Origin of the sequence: Hanstruepera ponticola (assembly GCF_012931685.1) — a bacterium.
In the GTDB taxonomy this organism is placed as follows: domain Bacteria; phylum Bacteroidota; class Bacteroidia; order Flavobacteriales; family Flavobacteriaceae; genus Hanstruepera; species Hanstruepera ponticola.
Window position 1 is genome coordinate 334,063 of the sequence record NZ_JABANC010000003.1, and the last position, 19,985, is coordinate 354,047.

Below are 19,985 nucleotides of genomic sequence, written 5' to 3' on the forward strand. Positions count from 1 at the left end.
GTAATGGCTTTAGAAAATATTTATATTCTCGGGATTGAATCTTCATGCGATGATACTGCGGCTTCTGTTATACACAATGGTAACGTTTTAAGCAATGTTGTAGCTAACCAAAAAATACATGAAGCCTATGGTGGTGTTGTCCCTGAATTAGCTTCAAGAGCACATCAGCAAAACATTGTTCCTGTTGTAGATCAAGCTATAAAAATTGCAAACATTAATAAAAAAGATTTACATGCCGTAGCCTTTACACGTGGACCAGGACTCATGGGATCTCTGCTTGTAGGTACGTCTTTTGCCAAGTCTCTTGCTTATGGTTTAGACATCCCTTTGATAGAAGTAAATCACATGCAAGCACATATATTGGCGCATTTTATAAATGAAGCAGATTATAATAAACCACCATTTCCGTTTTTGGCCATGACTATTTCTGGAGGTCACACGCAAATAGTAAAGGTTTCAGACTATTTTAAAATGGATGTTATTGGTGAGACTATTGATGATGCTGTTGGCGAAGCTTATGACAAAAGCGGTAAGATCTTAGGTTTAGGGTATCCAGCTGGACCAGAAATTGATAAACGAGCAAAACTTGGTAACCCAAAAGCTTATAAGTTTACAAAACCAAAGGTTGATGGATTGGATTTTAGCTTTTCAGGCTTAAAAACAGCGATACTTTATTTTATTCAAAATGAAACCAAGCGTAATCCCAATTTTATAGAAGAAAACTTAAATGATATTTGCGCTTCTATACAATACACTATTATTGGTATTTTAATAGATAAATTGAAGTTAGCCTCAAAACAAACAGGAATTAAGCATATTGCAATAGGTGGTGGTGTATCGGCAAATTCAGGCATCAGGCAAGCTTTAAAGGATGGCGAACAAAAATTTGGCTGGACAACTTACATACCTAAATTTGAATATACTACTGATAATGCTGCCATGATTGCCATTGTTGGTTATTTAAAATATTTAAATAATGACTTTGTAAAAAACGAAGTAACCGCTTCAGCTAGACTGAAAATATAGTTATTCTTATTAAAAATCTATTGTTAAAACTTCTGTTAATAATGTTTTAGGATTTTTGATTACAAAAGAATAATTTTTGTTTTTTTGTTTACAGATAAACCTATACCATGTACAGACTTTTATTTTTCACGATATTATTTACCTATTCAACTTATAGTCAAGAGAGTTTAACCAGAGACCTCGATTCTATTCTAAATATTGATCAAGCCGAAATGTATTTGGCAAACAATCCTTCAAAAGGCAGTAAACTCATCAGTTTTAATGAGGAAAAGCATAAAACAACTTTAGCCAAAGACCTTTTTGATCGTGGACGCTCTACTATTGAAAGTGATTTTAAGATTACACATTACAAAGTTGTGGAAAGCAACACGGTATTACATTATAGAGTAAGTTATATTTTTTTAGATGGAAAAAAATTATCTAAATCAGAAATTCAAAGCATTTCAAGTCTGATTATGAGCAAGCATGCCAATGGCGTTCCCTTTAATAAATTAGCAAAACAATATTCTATGGACATCAATGCGAGACGCGGCGGAGATACCGGCTGGGTTAAGCAAGATTCATTTGACCCAAAGTTTGAAGATACAGCAATTAACAGCCCTTTAAACATAGGTGATTTAGTAACATTGAATATTGGTGACAAACAAATGTATTATGTTATTTTAAAAACACATGATATCAAATACATCAAAGAAATACAGGCTCTAAAAATTGTTGAGCAAAAAAGCTAATGCAATTATTCTATAATCCAAATATTCTTGAAGATACTGAATTAGTAGTTTTTGACAAGGAAGAAAGTAAACACATAATAAAAGTGTTGCGAAAGTCAGTTGGAGATGTTCTTGAAATCACCAACGGAAATGGTTGGTTATTTAAAGCCTCTATTACACTAGCAAACATTAAAAATTGTCAAGCATCAATAATTGAAAAAGAAAAAAAAAGTAAGCGTGATTTTCATATTCATTTAGCTGTTGCACCTACAAAATTAAACGATCGCTATGAGTGGTTTTTGGAAAAAAGTACCGAATTGGGTATCAACGAAATCACACCTATAGTTTGTGACCACAGTGAGCGCAAGGTTATTAAACATGAACGTTATAGCAAGATTATCCAATCGGCTATGAAACAATCCTTGCAGTGCTATCTGCCTATACTAAACCAGCTAACCCCTATTAATGAGTTCATAAACACCAGTCACAATGGACAAAAGTTTATTGCTCATTGTGATAACGGTAAAAAGCTATCGCTTAAGAATGAATTGAGAGCAAAACAGGATGTTACCATACTCATTGGTCCAGAAGGTGATTTTAGTGTTAAAGAAATTGAAATGGCATTAAATAGTAATTTTATTCCCGTAACTTTGGGAGAAACCCGTTTACGAACTGAAACAGCTGCCGTGGTTGCTTGTCACAGTGTGGTTTTTAAAAATGAATAAACTATGAAACACCTTGCATTTATTTCCTTATGTATGCTTTCTTCCGTTTTGTTTTCTCAAAACATTGCGGTATTAAAATACCAAGGAGGTGGTGATTGGTATGGAAATCCAACTGCATTACCCAATCTCATAAAATTTTGCAATAACAATATTAAAACCAAGATAAACTTAAAACCAGAAACTGTTGAAGCTGGAAGTCCTGATATTTTCCAATATCCATTTATTCACATGACTGGTCATGGCAACGTGTTTTTTAATGAAGATGATGCCACTAACTTACGAAACTATTTGGTTTCTGGTGGTTTTTTACATATTGATGATAATTATGGCATGAAACCTTATATAACTGAAGAATTAAAAAAAGTGTTTCCAAATACGGAATTGGTTGAAATTCCTGCAAACCATAAAATTTTCAATACGGCTTATTCTTTTCCAGACGGACTACCAAAAATTCATGAGCATGATGGTAAACGCCCTCAAGCCATGGGTATATTTTTTGAAACACGATTAGTACTTCTTTTTACGTTTGAAAGTGATTTGGGTGATGGCTGGGAGGATCAAGTAGTCCATAATGACACTGAAGATGTTAGAGAAAAAGCATTAAAAATGGGAGCCAATATTATTAAATATGCTTTTGAAAATTAATTAACTTATAACGCTATATCAAAAGTTTGCAACGCAACCATTACAACTCCTCTTTCAAAAAAGAAACCTTTCCTGTTGTACTTATTTGTGACAATATTATCAATGCGCCCAACATTGGAAGTCTATTTAGAACTGCTGACGCTTTTGGTGTTGAAAAATTAATTTTCTGCGGAGAAAGTATTGAATTCAGTAGGAAAGTAACAAAAACGTCAAGAGCTACCGAAAAAGCTGTCAATTTCTTACTTAACCAAGATATTTATCAAATAGTTGATAACTATAAAAATAAAGGTTATCAGATTTTAGCTATTGAGATTACAACAAATAGTAAGCCTATCCATCATTTTAAATTCCCAAATAATAAACCATTAGCCGTTATAGTTGGTAGTGAGAATTTTGGTTTATCTGAAGATGTTTTATCGCTATGTAATGATTCCCTACACATTGAAATGTATGGCCAAAACAGTAGCATGAATGTTGTACAAGCCACATCAATTGCTTTATATGAAATAACCAAACAAATTAAAGGCCAATAAACTATTTATCATTTAAACTCCAATATGTATATTTACTAAATGAATAATTCTAATGAAATAGCTAATGGCATTCTAAAAGCACTTTCAGTAGTTATAGGTATTGCCGTCTTAATATTTTTCTTGTATAAAGTACAATCGGTTATTGTTTACATTTTAATCTCTGTAGTTGTGTCGCTTACTGGCAGACCGATTGTTCGGTTTTTAAGACACCGATTAAAATTCAAAAACACCATTGCTGTAGCTGTTACAATGGTTTTACTTATTGGACTTATGATAGGGCTGATTGGGCTATTTATACCTCTTTTGGCTGAACAAGGTCATAACTTGTCATTGCTTGATATCGAAAAGCTTGAACTCAATGTAAAAGACCTCTATAATCAAACCACGTCATATTTTGGAATAAATCCGCTTGAAGTTGAAGAGTCTCTGAAAGAAAGTCATTTATTATCAAGAATAGACTATTCCATTATTCCAAATTTTTTAAATGCTTTAATGAGTGGCTTGGGTAGTTTTAGCATAGGACTATTCTCTGTTTTGTTTATTTCGTTTTTCTTTTTAAAGGACAGTAAGTTATTTGAAAACAGCTTAATGGCTTTGATTCCAGATAATAAGGAAGAACGCTTAAAGAGATCAATTGAAAAAATTAAAGATTTGTTATCTAGATATTTTATAGGTTTAGTTTTACAAATTTCAGTGCTTTTCCTCATTTACACAATTGGATTACTAATTATAGGTGTTCAAAATGCGGTAGTTATTGCCTTTTTATGTGCCTTGATTAATTTAATCCCATACCTAGGTCCAATGATTGGTGGTGCAATTATGATTTTTCTAACCATGACAAGTAATTTAGGAGCTGGCTTTAATGAAGTTATTTTACCAGTAACACTAAAGGTTATTCTCGTAATAACTATTGGTCAATTAATAGATAATTTTTTAAGTCAACCTCTTATTTTTTCTAAAAGTGTCAAGTCTCATCCGTTGGAAATTTTTTTAATAATCATTATTGGTGGATTACTCTTTGGCATTGTTGGTATGATAATAGCTGTACCTACTTATACAGCAACAAAAGTGATTTTAAAAGAGTTTTTATCAGAAAACAAAATAGTACAAAGACTTACAAAAGATTTATAACCTGTCTTGAATACTCTCATTTTAAATAACGAAAATCAGGACTTTATTAATAAAAACCTAGATAAAGATGTGTCAGAATTACTATTACAAACTAATTCAGACATAAAAATTGACATCAAGCTACTTGCTGAACAGATTGAAGCAAAAAAACGTTGTAAAAAGAAACTTCCAACTTGGTATCAAACACCAAAAATATATTACCCTAATAAACTCAATATTGAACAAACTTCTTCTGAAACAACTGCTGCTTATAAAGCCCAATTAATTAATGGTAATAATTTAATAGATCTTACAGGCGGTTTTGGTGTCGATAGCTTTTATTTTTCAAAACAATTTGAATCGGTAATTCATTGTGAAATAAATAAAGATTTATCAAATATTGTTGCGTATAATTTTAAACAGCTAGAGATTAATAATGTCCAATGCATTCCATATGATGGTGTTGCTTATTTAAAACAATCATCTAACCGATATTCCTGGATATATTTAGACCCTTCAAGACGACATGATCAAAAAGGGAAAGTATTCTTTTTAAAAGATTGCCTTCCTAATGTTCCAGATATCCTTGATGATTTGTTTAGTTATTCTGACCATATTTTAATAAAAACATCACCTTTATTAGATATTTCTTCAGGTATAAATGAACTTAAACATGTTAATAGCATTCACGTTTTGGCGGTAAATAATGATGTGAAAGAATTACTATGGGTCTTAAAAAAAGAAAAGAAACAACCAGTTAAAATTACAACAGTAAATATCATTGATACTAGTCCAAATAAGTTTGAGTTTTTCTTAAAGGATGAGGTGAATACAATATCTAATTATAGTTTGCCATTAAAATATCTTTACGAGCCTAATGCAGCCGTACTAAAAGCTGGTGCCTTTAATAGTATTGGTGAAAAATTAGATTTAAAAAAAATCCATCAACATACTCATTTATACACAAGTGATAAATTAATTGTATTTCCGGGTAGAGTTTTTTATATCGTTGAAATTATTCCATATAATAAAAAATCTCTAAAAAAACTTGATATTTCAAAAGCCAATATAACAACAAGAAATTTCAAAGAATCCGTTCAAACTATTAGAAAAAAATTGAAGATAAAAGATGGTGGTGACCAATACCTATTTTTCACTACTAACATCAACCTTGAACAAATAGTAATTATTTGTAAAAAAATAAAAGTTAATTAAATGATATTAAAAGCCGTATTGTTTGACATGGATGGTGTTATTGTAGACACCGAGCCCTTACACCATAAAGCCTATTTTGGCATGTTTGATGTTATGAATATTGATGTTACTGAATCGCATTATCAAACATTTACTGGGCAATCTACTATAAACGTTTGCAGACATTTATGCGAACACTTTAGTTTACAACAACAACCTGAAGAATTGGTTCAGACTAAACGCAATATTTTTAAAGACTTATTTGTTAATGACTCTAGTCTTAAATTGCTAGATGGTGTACTAGACTTAATACAAGATTATTACAGTAATGATTTGACATTGGTATTAGCATCATCTGCCTCAATGCAAACCATTGAGAGTGTATTTAACAGATTTGATCTTAATAAATATTTTAAAGGAAAATTAAGCGGTGCTGATTTAAAAGCATCTAAGCCTCACCCTGAAATTTTCATAAAAGCATCTGAAATTGCTGGTTATGATAAGCAAAATTGCATAGTTATTGAAGATTCAACAAACGGCATAAAAGCAGCCAAATCAGCAGGGATTTACTGTGTAGGTTTTAAAAGTCCACATTCCAAGAATCAAGATTATTCTAAAGCCAATTTGGTAATTTCAAGTTTTGATGAAATTGCATATCCAAGAGCAAAGAAACTATTAACGGTTTAGATTGAATGACTTAGGTAAAAAGTATCAAGTACTAGGTTCAAAAAATCAATAAACATTACAAAAAATTCAAAAAATAGTTGCGTTCTTTGTAATGAAAAGTTACATTTGCATCCGCATTTAAAGAACGTTCTTTATAATTTTTGGAGAGGTGCCAGAGTGGTAATGGAGCAGATTGCTAATCTGTCGACGCGTAAGTGTCGCCGGGGTTCGAATCCCCGTCTCTCCGCATTTTTAGATAATCACAATTTCGGGGTGTAGCGTAGCCCGGTTATCGCGCCGCGTTTGGGACGCGGAGGTCGCAGGTTCGAATCCTGCCACCCCGACTAAATACAATTTTTTTTTATAATTTTGTATTTACATTTTAGGGCTCTTAGCTCAGCTGGATAGAGCACCTCCCTTCTAAGGAGGCGGTCGAAGGTTCGAATCCTTCAGGGCTCACAAAAAGCTTCACTAAAATAAGTGAGGCTTTTTTGTTTCTCTTAAATTTATTCTGGATATTCTATTCGCAGATGATATATGTTTGCGAGTTTATGCTTTAGAACCTTTTTAATAGATTGAATTTCTTTAAACGTTATATTGGCGTTCAAGAATTGGTCATCATTCATTTGCTTATTTATTATACTTTCAACAAACACATCAATTTTAGAAGATGTTGGTTCTTTTAAACTCTTTGAAGCAGCCTCAACACTATCACACATCATTAAAATGGCTGTTTCTTTACTAAAAGGTTTAGGTCCAGGATATTGAAATTCAGTCATGTCTAAATTAGCATCTATTTCCTTTTCCTTCTTGTAAAAATAATACACAACACTGGTGCCATGATGCGTACGAATGAAGTCAATGATTCTATCGGGCAGATTGTTTTTTCTGGCAATTTCAATGCCATTTATTACATGATCAATTATTATTGCTGCACTTTCCTTTGACGAAAGTTCGTCATGAGGATTTATTCCAGTTGATTGGTTTTCAGTAAAATAAGTAGGATTCTTCATCTTGCCAATATCATGATATAATGCTCCTACCCTAACCAACATAGCGTTGGCACTAATTTCATTTGCAGCAGCTTCAGCCAAATTGGCAACGTTTAAAGAATGATGAAATGTTCCTGGAGCTTTATTTGAAAGTTCTTTTAACAATTTTGTATTAGTGTCTGACAATTCCAATAATGAAACATCAGAAACCAATCCAAACAGCTTTTCATAAGCATAAATTAAAGGTTGAACAAATAATGTGGCTAATCCACATAATACAAAGAGTCCAAATGTTTCCCATTTCAATGTATCAATACTACCTTCATGAATAACGAAAAATGCAAAATACGCTATGATATAAATTAGCGTGATTTGACCAACTGAAATAAATAGATTAGCCCTTTTATAAAGCTCTGAAACAGTTAAAATTGTTACAATTCCGGCAATAATTTGCAAGAACATGTATTCATAACTGTTAGATACAATAAAGCCTAATAGCAATACCGTTATGACATGTGCAAACAACCCGAGCCTAGCATCAAAGAATGCTTTTAGAACCAAAGGAAGGATGCATATAGGTACTACATAAACATATTGTGAATTATAATTAACAACCAAAGTGGTTATAAAAATCATTAATAGAACATTAAAAAATATAAAAGTCACTTTTGTATTGTTCTCAAATACAACGGGTCTATATTTTTTAATAAATAACAACAACATTAGGAGTGCTAATGATACTAATAACGTGTAGGCTCCTATTACCCAGTAATAATTTGAGTCTGTCCACACTTGTGATTCATATTCTGATTCAAGCGATTTAAGTATTTCATATTTATCACCCTCAACAACCTCTCCTTTAGAAATAATCAGAGTTTCACGTTCTATACTTCCTCTTGTATAAGAAATCTTTTCTAACTCACTTTGTATTGCTTTTTCAGTAAAGGTTTTATTTAATATTAAGTTTGGCTCTATGATATCATAAAACAATGACAACATGTCCTTATTTAATTCTCCAAATTCATTTTCAGATAAACTTTTTTGGATAATAGAAGTTAACTCACCCTGTTTAGTTAGAAAATCATATTGTGTTTTCTCTTTTTCAATTCTATCATCAAGAATAATCACATTCCGGTTACCCTTATAATTATGGTCAGTACTTAACACACCATATTGATATATAGTATTTAAAATTTGTTCTCCCAAATCATACATCTCATCAATATTTTCAGCATAAATCGAATCGGGAAATGTAATTTTAAATTCAGATTGATATTGATTTTTTACGGCTGGCAAAACAGAATTATCTAAATCAAAATACAATGGTGCATTATCAATGATTTCCTGTTTCTCATTGGCTATTTCGGCATCAGATTTTTTTATTGCAAAATCAAAAGGAGCCTGCAAGCTTTCAGATTGCCAAGGCTTTCCTTTTTCAAAATTATATTTAAACTTTCCGCTTTTAGGAAACAAGTAAACTATTAAAAAAGTCGTACATACAAACAAGAGTAATTTATATCCCAAAGAATGGTTTCTGTACAATAAATTAATGAAGTCTTTCATGTAACAAGTTTGTAGAGTCAAATGTAATAAAAATAATATCGATTATAAGCTTGCATAAAACGCTAATCATTCCGCATTCTGTGAAAAAATGATTAATTTTGCAGCTATAAAAATTAAACGAATAAAAAAATGAGTAAAGAAGTTGTAATTGTCTCTGCTGCTAGAACACCAATAGGAAGTTTTTTAGGTTCTTTATCTACGGTACCTGCACCAAAATTGGGATCCATTGCCATAAAAGGAGCACTTAATAAAATTAATTTAAAACCAGAAATGGTTGATGAAGTTTTAATGGGTAATGTTGTTCAGGCAGGAACTGGTCAAGCACCAGCAAGACAAGCAGCTATTTATGCAGGGATTCCAAACACCGTTCCTTGTACAACAGTAAATAAAGTTTGTGCGTCAGGTATGAAAGCCGTTATGCAAGGGGCTCAAGCCATTGCTTTAGGTGATGCAAACATTGTTGTTGCTGGTGGTATGGAAAATATGAGTTTAATACCTCATTACCTTCACGCGAGAACTGGAACAAAATTTGGTCCTACTACTCTGGTTGATGGTATGCAAAAGGATGGTCTTGTTGATGCCTACGACCAAAACGCAATGGGAGTATGTGCTGATGCTTGTGCTGTGGAATATAATTTTTCTAGAGAAGATCAGGACAACTTTGCAATACAATCATATAAGCGTTCAGCTGAAGCTTGGGAAGCTGGAAAGTTTGATAATGAGATTGTACCAGTTGAGGTGCCTCAAAGACGTGGAGATGCTGTTGTTGTCTCAAAAGATGAGGAATATACCAATGTCAAAATGGAAAAAATCCCAGCCTTAAGACCTGCTTTTACAAAAGATGGCACTGTGACGGCTGCCAATGCTTCAACAATCAACGATGGTGCTGGTGCTGTAATTTTAATGAGTAAGGATAAAGCCAATGAACTTGGATTAAAAATACTAGCGACAATTAAAAGTTATGCTGATGCGGCCCAAGAACCTGAATGGTTTACTACAGCTCCTGCCAAGGCATTACCAAAAGCTTTGAATAAAGCTGGTATTACATTGGAAGATGTCGATTATTTTGAGTTTAACGAAGCTTTTTCAGTAGTTGGATTAGCAAACATGAAACTTTTAGGACTAAACGACTCCAATGTTAATGTTAATGGTGGAGCCGTTTCATTAGGACACCCGCTTGGTTGTTCTGGAGTAAGAATTTTAATTACCTTGCTTAATGTATTAGAGCAAAATAATGCAAAAATTGGTGCTGCAGCCATTTGCAATGGTGGTGGAGGTGCTTCTGCAATTGTTATTGAAAGAAATTAACTTTATAAGTATACATGCAATACGGCATTTGCAATTTGAGCATTGTTCCTTTGAGATTAGAGCCATCAGACGTTAGTGAATTGGTTTCACAAGTACTTTATGGTGATTACTTTAAAATTCTAGAACAAAGAAAATCATGGAGCAAAATCCGATTGGGTTTTGACAAATATGAGGGGTGGATTGACAATAAGCAGTATTTAGAAATATTAAAAGAGCAATATCAAGCTTTACATGCTGAAACACCTAAATTATCAACTGATTTGGTGGAGTTTGTTAAAGATGCTTCAAATCAATTATACCCTATACCCATTGGATCCTGTCTAAATGGATTAAGTCTGTTGAACCATTTTCACGATGGTAATTTTGTTCAAGATAAATTTCCTAAAGATCATATAATTAAAATGGCTTTCTTGTATTTAAACTCACCATATCTCTGGGGAGGAAAAACACCTTTTGGAATAGATTGTTCAGGATTCACACAAATGGTTTATAAACTAAATGGCCATAAGTTGTTTCGTGATGCATCTCAACAAGCTACTCAAGGTGAAGCATTGAGTTTTATTGAGGAAAGTGATCCTGGCGATTTAGCTTTTTTTGATAATAATGAAGGCCAAATTATTCATGTCGGTATCATAATGAAAGATAACTTTATCATTCATGCACATGGTAAAGTGCGCATTGATAGACTAGACCATTCTGGAATATACAATGTAGAAAAGCGAACTCACACCCATAAATTAAGGGTTATCAAAAAAATTATATCATAAAAAAAGAGCTACATATTTTGTAGCTCTTTTATAATTTATTGATATATACTTATTTTTTATCCGCCAAGCTCATCAACAAGAGCTTTCATTTTCTTTTGATTTGTTGTATCACCAATAGCACTATAAATATTCATTAAAGTTCGAGCTACCTGAACATTATCTGGCTCAACCTCTAAAACTTTACTTAAGTACGGAATGGCTTCTTGATAGACCCCTTTGCGCTTTTCTTTCAATTCATCATATCGCTTATTGTCCGCAGCCGAATTTCCAAGTCCATTCATTTCCTCAATGATGGTCTGCTCTTCTTCTAATATTAAAGCTGAAAGATTTGTCAAAGCATTAACGTAAGTTGGTTCCATCTCAATTACTTGTCTGTAATACCCTTTTGCTGCTTCTTTATCTTTAGCTTCAGCAGAAAGTACACCTAAATTATAAATCAAATCAACATTATTAGGATCTAATTTTACAGCCTCTTGAATTAACGCTTTATATTCTTCTGTGTTACCCAATTTATATTGTAAGTTGGCTTCAGTTAATATCAATTCTGAATTTTCAGGTTCATTTTGTCTGGCCTTTTTTATTGCAGCTATAGCTTCATCTTTTCTATCTAATTGTACATAAAGTAGTGCGATATTTTTTGTAATCTCACCAGATTTAGATTCTGACATACGCTCACCAGGTTTAATATAATCTCCTGACTTCATATATAAGTCTCTTGTTTGCTTATCCATTACCTCTTCCTCACCTGTCTCTTTATTTACAGCATAATAAATCTTTTCTTGACCTGTGTATCCCAAATCATTTAGTGACTCATAATGTTTTAGTGCTTTCTCATAATCTTGGGCACTTACTGCACTCACTGCAGAGTAATAAAGATAGGTCGTATCTGTTGGAACAACATTATATAACTGCTCAAACCTATTAGATGCTTCGTCAAAACTACTACTCGTATACGCAGAATTAGCTTTGGTTAACAATTCATTTTCCATTGTTTGACGTAACGTAGCCGTTTCAGAATTATAGTCACTACCAACTTTGTTCAGATTGTCAATTGCCTCATTCACATCGTCATTGTTGGCTGTTCCTTTTGCATAAAGGGCTTCTGCCATTAATAAATGATATTGTGATTTTTGTTTATCATCCATTGCTGATATCATGGATTTGGCTTGGCTTAAAGCTGCTTTTGCTTCAGCATAGTTATTACTCTTAATTGCTTTCTCCGCTGCTCGTAGTTCTTTTTTTTGAGCAAAAGACAATGTACTAACCAATATTGCTAAAACAATTAATACTGATTTATTCATGTTTAAAATTTTTAATTATCGTTATTAGTTTCATTTTCTGCATCATTATCAATAGCTGTGCCATTTTCGTTTTCATTGACTATTTCTGAAGATTCGTCAATTATTTCTTCATCTTCATCTTTCATGACTTTTGCTACAGCGGCAATGGAATCACCTCCTTTTAAATTAATCAATTTCACACCTTGAGTTGCACGACCCATAACACGTAAATCATTAACAGCCATACGAATTGCAATTCCTGATTTATTAATAATCATTAAATCATCATCATCTGTAACCGACTTAATAGCAACTAAATGTCCCGTCTTATCAGTAATTGAAATAGTTTTCACTCCTTTACCACCACGATTGGTAATACGATATACTGCCTCTCCATCTTCAGGATCATCTATATAAGTACGCTTGCCATAACCTTTTTCAGAAACCACTAAAACAGACTCTTCTTGTGGATTTTCAATAGCTATCATGCCGATTACTTCATCTTTATCATTGGCTAAAGTAATACCTCTAACACCAGAAGCGTTACGACCCATAGGTCTTGTTTTTGCTTCTTCAAAACGAATAGCTTTTCCTGATTTTAAAGCCAACATAACTTGACTATTACCAGTTGTTAGTTTAGCCTCCAACAACTCATCACCATCTTTAATTGTTATAGCATTAATACCATTTGTTCTAGGACGAGAGTATTGCTCAAGTGATGTTTTTTTAACCTGACCATTTTTGGTCGCCATAATTACATAATGACTATTTATGTAATCTTCATCTTTTAAATCTTGAGTACAAATAAATGCCATTACTTTATCGTCCTGCTCAATGTTAATAAGGTTTTGAATGGCTCTTCCTTTAGAGGTTTTACTTCCTTCTGGAATTTCATAAACACGCATCCAGAAACATTTTCCTTTTTGGGTAAAGAATAGCATATATTGATGGTTGGTACCAACAAATAAATGCTCTAAAAAGTCTTCATTTCTTGTTGTTGATGCTTTTTGTCCAACTCCTCCTCTATTTTGAGTTTTATATTCTGTCAATGACGTACGCTTAATATATCCTGCATGAGAAATAGTAATAACTACTTGCTCATCCGGAATCATATCTTCAATGCTTAAATCACCTCCTGCATATTCTATTTGAGAACGACGCTCATCACCGTACTTATTTTTAACTTCTAAAAGTTCATCTTTAATGATTTCCATACGACGTTCCTTTTTATCAAGGATGTCTTTTAAATCTTCAATGGTCTTCATTAAGTCTTCGTATTCTGAACGCAGTTTATCTTGCTCCAGACCTGTTAACTGTCGTAATCGCATTTCTACGATTGCTTTTGCTTGAATTTCAGAAAGCTCAAATCGTTCAATTAACTTTTCACGAGCTTCATCTGCATTTGATGACGCACGAATAAGTGCAATAACTTCATCAATATTATCTGAAGCTATGATTAGTCCTTCTAAAATATGAGCGCGCTCTTCAGCTTTACGCAATTCATATGTTGTACGTCTTACAACAACGTCATGCCTGTGTTCAACAAAATGATAAATTAAATCTTTTAGATTCAACATCTGTGGTCTTCCATTTACAAGTGCAATATTGTTTACACTAAATGAAGACTGTAGTGCTGTATATTTGAAAAGCTTATTTAATACAATATTAGGAATAGCATCACGCTTTAACACATAAACAATACGCATGCCGTTTCTATCTGACTCGTCACGAATAGTTGAAATACCTTCTAACTTTTTATCATTGACTAAATCAGCAGTCTTTTTAATCATATCAGCTTTATTAACCTGATATGGTATTTCTGTAACAACTATAGATTCACGACCTTGAACTTCCTCGATGTTAGCTTTACCTCGCATCACAATACGTCCACGACCGGTTTTAAAAGCTTCTATTACACCATCATAGCCATAAATTGTTCCACCTGTTGGAAAATCTGGAGCTTTTACATGTGTGATTAACTCATCAATTTCAATATCATTATTCTCTATGTAAGCTACAATACCATCTACAACTTCAGATAAATTATGAGGTGGCATATTTGTTGCCATACCTACTGCTATTCCAGATGCACCATTTACCAATAAACCTGGAATACGCGTTGGTAATACGGTAGGTTCTTGTAAAGTATCGTCAAAATTTAATTTGTGATCTACAGTTTCCTTATCAATATCAGCAAGCATGTCTTCTGATATTTTACGCATACGTGCCTCGGTATAACGCATTGCTGCAGGACTGTCACCATCAATCGAACCAAAGTTTCCTTGACCATCAACTAACATATAACGTAAACTCCATTCTTGCGCCATACGAACCATGGTATCATAAACAGACGTATCACCATGAGGATGATACTTACCCAATACCTCTCCAACTATTCTAGCTGACTTCTTGTGGGCTGTATTAGATCTAACACCCAATTCATGCATACCATAAAGTACTCGTCTGTGAACTGGTTTTAAACCATCTCTTACATCTGGTAATGCACGTGACACAATGACCGACATTGAATAATCAATGTAGGCTGATTTCATTTCATCTTCAATGTTAATTGGGATCAATTTTTCTCCTTCTGCCATATATAAATTAATTAGATTTTGTGTAGGTTTTCAAAACGTGCTAATATAACCATTTCATCAGTGATAGCAAGACCTAGCTTTTTGTTTTTTCGGTTTTTTTATTAACAATTTAACACCTTATTATAGTTAATAAGTATGCTGTTAATTATTTTGATTTTATAAACTTTTTTTTGTCTATTAGCATAGCATAGATTTTAGGTACAGTTTTTGACCTTAAAAATATGTTTAGTACATTTAATGCAGAAAGGATTTATATATGGACGATAATTTTTCACCAAGAGTAAAAGATGTTATAGCATACAGTAAAGAAGAAGCTTTACGTTTAGGTCATGACTTTATAGGTACCGAGCATTTAATGCTAGGTCTATTGAGAGATGGCAATGGTAAAGCTATAAATATTCTCAATGCTTTGGATATTGACTTAAATCATTTACGCCGAAAAGTTGAGATTTTAAGCCCAGCCAACCCTAATGTGGCTGTAGCCTCAAATGAAAAAAAGAATCTGCATTTAACGCGTCAAGCCGAACGTGCACTTAAGACAACATTTTTAGAAGCAAAATTATTCCAAAGCAATTCTATTAATACAGCACACTTGTTGTTATGTATTTTGAGAAATGAAAATGATCCTACTACTAAGCTTTTAAATAAATTAAAAGTGGATTATGATAATGTAAAAGAGCAATTTAAGTTTATGATAACAAACGATGAAAATTATATAGAGCCAAAAGCAGAATCTTTTCAAGATGACGATTCGGCTGATGACGATACGTCCAAAGAAAATTTATTCAACTCGCCTACCGGCAAGTCGAACAAAAAATCTAAAACACCTGTTTTAGATAATTTTGGACGCGATTTAACGGCTCAAGCAGAAGAAGGCAAGTTAGACCCTGTTGTTGGTAGAGAAAAGGAAATAGAACGTGTCTCACAGATTTTAAGCCGTAGAAAGAAAAACAACCCATTACTTATTGGCGAACCAGGCGTTGGTAAATCAGCCATAGCGGAAGGATTAGCAAACAGAATTGTAAAGCGAAAAGTATCAAGAATTTTATTCAACAAACGCGTTGTTACTCTAGATTTAGCCAGTTTAGTTGCTGGAACAAAATATCGTGGACAATTTGAAGAACGCATGAAAGCTGTTATGAATGAATTAGAGAAGAATGACGACATTATTCTTTTTATCGATGAGATTCATACTATTGTTGGTGCAGGAGGCGCAACAGGAAGCTTAGATGCTTCTAATATGTTTAAACCGGCTCTAGCACGAGGAGAAATTCAATGTGTTGGTGCCACTACACTAGATGAATACAGACAGTATATTGAAAAAGATGGTGCTTTAGAGCGTCGTTTCCAAAAAGTAATTATTGAGCCTACTACCGTTGAAGAAACAATTGAAATACTCAATAACATAAAAGAAAAATATGAAAGTCATCACAATGTTGATTATACACCTGAAGCCATTGAAGCTTGTGTGAAATTAACAAATAGGTATATGACAGACCGTTTTTTACCAGACAAAGCTATTGATGCTCTGGATGAAGCTGGATCACGTGTTCATATTACCAATATTAATGTGCCAGATCAAATAATTGAATTGGAAAAACAATTAGAGGCTGTAAAAGAAACGAAGTCTTCTGTTGTTAAAAAACAGAAATATGAAGAGGCTGCTAAATTACGTGATGATGAAAAACGTCTAGAAAAAGAACTGGCAATTGCTCAAGAAAAATGGGAAGAAGAAACCAAATTACATCGTGAAATAGTTTCTGAAGATAATGTTGCTGATGTCGTATCCATGATGACTGGAATTCCTGTTAATAGAATCGCCCAAACAGAAAGTAATAAACTAGCCCAATTACCTGAATTGATAAAAGGTAAAGTTATTGGTCAGGATGATGCCGTTGCCAAAGTTGTAAAAGCCATCCAGAGAAACAGAGCAGGACTTAAGGACCCAAACAAGCCCATTGGTTCATTTATCTTTTTAGGTCAAACTGGTGTTGGTAAAACACAGTTAGCAAAGGTGTTATCAAAAGAATTATTTGACAGTGAAGATTCACTTGTTAGAATTGACATGAGCGAATACATGGAAAAGTTTGCTATTTCAAGATTAGTTGGAGCGCCTCCTGGATATGTAGGATATGAAGAAGGTGGTCAGCTTACTGAAAAAGTGAGACGCAAACCTTATGCTGTTGTCCTTTTAGATGAGATTGAAAAAGCCCATCCAGATGTATTTAATATGTTGTTACAGGTTCTTGATGATGGTTATTTAACAGATAGTCTCGGTCGAAAAATTGATTTTAGAAATACAATAATTATTATGACTTCTAATATTGGCTCCAGAAAATTAAAAGATTTTGGAACTGGAGTTGGCTTTGGAACTGCTTCCCAAAAAGCACAGGAAGATGCTAATGCAAGAAGTGTAATTGAAAACGCCTTAAAGAAAGCATTTGCGCCAGAATTTCTAAATAGAATTGATGATGTAGTAGTCTTTAATGCCCTTGAAAGAGAGGATATTAATAAAATTATCGATATCGAGTTAGAAAAATTAATTTCTAGAATAAAGGACATAGGTTATACATTAAAATTAAGTAAAGCAGCTAAAGATTATATTGCCGATAAAGGTTTTGATAAACAATATGGAGCGAGACCACTAAAACGTGCTATTCAAAAATATATTGAAGACGCTTTAGCTGAAGAAATTATTAATTCTAAAATATCTGAAGGTGACAAGATAACTATGGATTTAGATTCAAAAAGTAATGAATTAAAAATCAAAATTGAAACACCAAAAAAGAAAACAGAATCTTAATAACCCTTTCTTATAACAAGTAAAAACTCCGTCGTGTGACGGAGTTTTTTATGCTTAAGTTTTAAATCCTTATCTTTAAATATGTCACATGAGTTAAAATATCCGTTTGGAAATGTAACAATACATGATAATTACGTAATTGCCGTAATGAATGAAGGTATTACTGTTACACCAGAACTTAATGATGTTTTAGAAGATATTTCAGAGCAATTTTTTACAAACAAGAACTTTGTTTATATCACACATAGAATAAATTCGTATGCTGTTGATCCTAATATTTATTTCAGAACCTCTAAAATCCAAAATCTTGTGGGCTTTGCTGTAGTTACTGGAAAAAAAATTGTTATTGATAATACAGAATTAGAAAGTGTTTTTCTCACCAAACCCTTTAAAGCATTCTCAAAACTTGATGATGCTATTATTTGGGCTAATGCATTGTGCAAATAATATTAGTACATTCCATTTCTTAAAACTTGAGATTGTATAAGATATAAAATAAAAAAGGAGCAATTAAATTGCTCCTTTTTTTATTCATGATTATTTGCTCTAATCTCTTCTTTGAGGACTGGAAGAAACAATCTTCTTGGTAACTGTACCTTTGCTGGTTGTTAGTCTTACAAAATAGAATTGATTATTGGCATCAGACAAGTCAATTCTTGTAGTACCTTCAGTTCCTTTTACATAATTTGTATTAGAAACTTTTCTTACAACCACGCCTCTTACATCAAATACTTCAACTGTTACATCTGTTTCGAAGTCATATTCGTAATTAATGAATACTTCTCTTTCAAATGGTACAGGATAAGCAGTAAATGTAATTTCATCAGAAGGAACTTCATCATTTGTTAGATCAGCTCCACAATTAATAGCATCATAATTAGATGGTATAAATTGACCTCCTTCATTTTCAGACACTGAACATTTGCATGTTACCTCACATACCACTGCATGAGCAATGACATATATAGGACCACTTGCATCTATTGGTCCAACTGTGTAATTAGATACTCCATCACTCAACCCACTAGGATTGAAGTTATACTGACCTGGCGCTACTGTAGGAGCTCCATTATTTCCTGTTGGATACATATCGCAACCAACATAAACATGAGCCTCTCTCATTGTGTAGCCAGAATCAATATTAAACATCAATGTTACTTGACCATTTTCATAAGTTACAATAACATCACCTGCATAAGATCCTCTACTAATATCACAATGAGCTGCACCTGCATACATTTGTAATGTATACTCTCCTTCGCCTTCAAAATAGTTTGTCCAACCCCAACGACTAAAGTCTGGAATAAAACAAATACTATTATTTTCAGATCGACCAAATGCTGTTTCACATTCCCCTATAACATCAAACTCACGAATTAATGTCAATGTTTCAGTTGCTGTATTACCACATTCATCAGTAACAGTAAACACATAGTCTGCAGTCTCTTGACATTCAGAAACTATTATGTTAGTTGGACCAGCTGATAATTCTCCACCATCTGAACAGTTATCTGTCCAATTAACAGTAACATTTTCCGGGAATACACCATTACATATTGGTTCCATTTCTGGGATTTCAATATCTGGGTTTTCCGTGTCAACTGTCCAAGTATAAGTTACAGTTACAGGTGCTGCCTTATTACCACAAGGATCTGTATATGTCGCTACCCATGTCTGGCTGTATGCACATCCGTCATTTGTTGGTCCTGATGTTTCTGGATCTAAATAAACTACTCCAGCACAGTTATCATCTGCCTTAAACATTGGTGGTACAATCTCTGGATTACATCCTAAATCGCCACTGGTACCATTGGTAGTAATTACTGGTGCTTCTGTATCTACTGTCCATGTGTATGTCACACTTACAGCCTGTGCTTGGTTACCACAGTTATCTGTAACATTTGCTGTCCAAGTCTGGCTGTATGCACATCCGTCATTTGTTGGCCCTGCTGTTGTTACTATTGGCTCACCTACACCACAGTTGTCTGTTGCTTCGAACATCGGTGCCATTACTTCTGGGTTACAGCCTAAATCACCACTCTCATCATCTGTTGTGATTACTGGTG

Annotated in this window: 16 protein-coding genes and 3 tRNA genes; 15 read left to right on the forward strand and 4 right to left on the reverse strand. The window is 33.3% G+C overall.

Annotated features, from left to right (window positions below; genetic code table 11):
* The first annotated feature begins 3 nt into the window (after window positions 1–3).
* From tsaD to HGK31_RS10360, 11 genes are all read left to right on the forward strand, one after another.
* A complete protein-coding gene (gene tsaD, locus HGK31_RS10310; protein WP_191859679.1) occupies window positions 4–1,026 on the forward strand; it encodes a tRNA (adenosine(37)-N6)-threonylcarbamoyltransferase complex transferase subunit TsaD in 1,023 nt (340 codons plus the stop codon).
* A 107-nt stretch (window positions 1,027–1,133) separates the two neighbouring features.
* Entirely contained in the window at window positions 1,134–1,757 is a 624-nt protein-coding gene (locus HGK31_RS10315; protein ID WP_104733652.1) for a peptidylprolyl isomerase, read from the forward strand.
* A complete protein-coding gene (locus HGK31_RS10320; RefSeq protein WP_104733651.1) occupies window positions 1,757–2,461 on the forward strand; it encodes a 16S rRNA (uracil(1498)-N(3))-methyltransferase in 705 nt (234 codons plus the stop codon). The genes HGK31_RS10315 and HGK31_RS10320 overlap by 1 nt, the downstream gene beginning before the upstream one ends.
* A 3-nt stretch (window positions 2,462–2,464) precedes the next feature.
* Complete coding sequence (locus tag HGK31_RS10325; protein WP_191859681.1) at window positions 2,465–3,106, forward strand: DUF4159 domain-containing protein; 642 nt, start codon at window positions 2,465–2,467, stop codon at window positions 3,104–3,106.
* A gap of 26 nt (window positions 3,107–3,132) precedes the next feature.
* Window positions 3,133–3,639: a TrmH family RNA methyltransferase gene (locus HGK31_RS10330; RefSeq protein WP_191859682.1), complete on the forward strand. Its 507-nt coding sequence runs from the start codon at window positions 3,133–3,135 to the stop codon at window positions 3,637–3,639.
* Window positions 3,640–3,678: 39 nt separating this feature from the next.
* A complete protein-coding gene (locus HGK31_RS10335) occupies window positions 3,679–4,770 on the forward strand; it encodes an AI-2E family transporter (protein ID WP_191859684.1) in 1,092 nt (363 codons plus the stop codon).
* A 6-nt stretch (window positions 4,771–4,776) separates the two neighbouring features.
* Window positions 4,777–5,964, forward strand: a complete 1,188-nt coding sequence (locus HGK31_RS10340) for a THUMP-like domain-containing protein (protein WP_191859686.1) — start codon at window positions 4,777–4,779, stop codon at window positions 5,962–5,964.
* Between the two features lie 3 nt (window positions 5,965–5,967).
* Window positions 5,968–6,630 carry an HAD family hydrolase gene (locus tag HGK31_RS10345; protein ID WP_191859739.1) on the forward strand — a complete coding sequence of 221 codons (663 nt, stop codon included), beginning with the start codon at window positions 5,968–5,970 and terminating at the stop codon, window positions 6,628–6,630.
* A gap of 142 nt (window positions 6,631–6,772) precedes the next feature.
* Window positions 6,773–6,856, forward strand: a tRNA-Ser gene (locus tag HGK31_RS10350).
* 22 nt (window positions 6,857–6,878) lie between these two features.
* Window positions 6,879–6,953, forward strand: a tRNA-Pro gene (locus HGK31_RS10355).
* Between the two features lie 41 nt (window positions 6,954–6,994).
* A tRNA-Arg gene (locus HGK31_RS10360) sits at window positions 6,995–7,068 on the forward strand.
* Window positions 7,069–7,115: 47 nt separating this feature from the next.
* Here HGK31_RS10360 and HGK31_RS10365 read toward each other — a convergent pair.
* A complete protein-coding gene (locus tag HGK31_RS10365; RefSeq protein ID WP_191859688.1) occupies window positions 7,116–9,164 on the reverse strand; it encodes an HD family phosphohydrolase in 2,049 nt (682 codons plus the stop codon).
* A 129-nt stretch (window positions 9,165–9,293) separates the two neighbouring features.
* On the opposite strand from HGK31_RS10365, the gene HGK31_RS10370 reads away from it, so the two are divergent.
* Window positions 9,294–10,472: an acetyl-CoA C-acyltransferase gene (locus tag HGK31_RS10370; RefSeq protein ID WP_191859690.1), complete on the forward strand. Its 1,179-nt coding sequence runs from the start codon at window positions 9,294–9,296 to the stop codon at window positions 10,470–10,472.
* 14 nt (window positions 10,473–10,486) lie between these two features.
* Window positions 10,487–11,239 (forward strand): C40 family peptidase, encoded by a 753-nt coding sequence (locus HGK31_RS10375; RefSeq protein ID WP_191859692.1) that lies wholly within the window; start codon window positions 10,487–10,489, stop codon window positions 11,237–11,239.
* Between the two features lie 56 nt (window positions 11,240–11,295).
* Here HGK31_RS10375 and HGK31_RS10380 read toward each other — a convergent pair whose 3' ends face one another.
* Both HGK31_RS10380 and gyrA read right to left on the reverse strand, forming a co-directional pair.
* Window positions 11,296–12,540: a tetratricopeptide repeat protein gene (locus tag HGK31_RS10380; protein WP_191859694.1), complete on the reverse strand. Its 1,245-nt coding sequence runs from the start codon at window positions 12,538–12,540 to the stop codon at window positions 11,296–11,298.
* Window positions 12,541–12,551: 11 nt separating this feature from the next.
* Complete coding sequence (gyrA, locus tag HGK31_RS10385) at window positions 12,552–15,116, reverse strand: DNA gyrase subunit A (RefSeq protein ID WP_191859696.1); 2,565 nt, start codon at window positions 15,114–15,116, stop codon at window positions 12,552–12,554.
* Between the two features lie 256 nt (window positions 15,117–15,372).
* Between gyrA and HGK31_RS10390 the strand changes: the two genes are divergently transcribed.
* Both HGK31_RS10390 and HGK31_RS10395 read left to right on the forward strand, forming a co-directional pair.
* On the forward strand, window positions 15,373–17,919 hold the full coding sequence (locus tag HGK31_RS10390; protein ID WP_104733641.1) for an ATP-dependent Clp protease ATP-binding subunit: 2,547 nt from the start codon (window positions 15,373–15,375) through the stop codon (window positions 17,917–17,919).
* A gap of 81 nt (window positions 17,920–18,000) precedes the next feature.
* Window positions 18,001–18,366 (forward strand): hypothetical protein, encoded by a 366-nt coding sequence (locus tag HGK31_RS10395; protein WP_191859698.1) that lies wholly within the window; start codon window positions 18,001–18,003, stop codon window positions 18,364–18,366.
* A gap of 99 nt (window positions 18,367–18,465) precedes the next feature.
* Here HGK31_RS10395 and HGK31_RS10400 read toward each other — a convergent pair.
* Window positions 18,466–19,985 (reverse strand): T9SS type A sorting domain-containing protein (locus HGK31_RS10400; RefSeq protein ID WP_191859700.1); only part of this gene is annotated, 1,520 nt, incomplete at its 5' end.